General features: G+C 38.2%; 1 pseudogene. It reads right to left on the bottom strand.

From position 1 onward, the window contains the following. Positions 1-696, bottom strand: a pseudogene (locus AMN88_RS01965) (ammonium transporter); the annotation flags it as partial.

Genomic DNA, 696 nt, shown 5'->3' with positions numbered 1-696 from the left:
CTGCATCATCAAATGTTCCAATAGCTAGTTGAGATCCACCATTGAATCCAAACCAACCTAACCATAATATAAATACTCCAACAGTTACTAATGGAATTGAAGAAGCAGCAAAAGGTTTAATTGCTTTTGCCTCACCTTTACTATCAAATCTTCCATATCTAGCACCTAACAACATGATACCTGCTAGAGCAGCTGCACCACCTGTTGAGTGTACTAATGTTGAACCGGCAAAATCAGAGAAGCCTAGTTCTGCTAACCAGCCTCCACCCCATTGCCAACCCATAACGATTGGATAAATTACTCCAGCTAAAATAGCTGCAAATAAGAAAAACGGCCATAGCTTAATTCTTTCAGCCATAGCACCTGAACAAATTGAAACTGTTGTTGCACAGAATACCATTTGGAAGAACCAGTCTGATCCATCAGCATAACCTGTATCAACTGCACTTGCATCTGACCAAGGTGTAAATGTTCCAATGTATCCTCCTTCAGGAATTCCATAAGCTAAATTATAACCAAAAAGCCAAAACATAATTCCGGCAATTGAATATAGACCTATATTTTTAGCACAAATTACTGATACACTTTTTGAAGTTACCATACCAGATTCTAACATCGCAAAACCTGCTGCCATGAACATGACAAGGAAACCACAAATTAAAAATAGAAGCGAGTTAAATATCGCTTGAACTTCTC

It is taken from the genome of Candidatus Pelagibacter communis (genome assembly GCF_001180165.1).
Classification (GTDB): Bacteria; Pseudomonadota; Alphaproteobacteria; order Pelagibacterales; family Pelagibacteraceae; genus Pelagibacter; species Pelagibacter ubique_P.
This window is presented reverse-complemented; position numbering and strand designations above follow the sequence as displayed.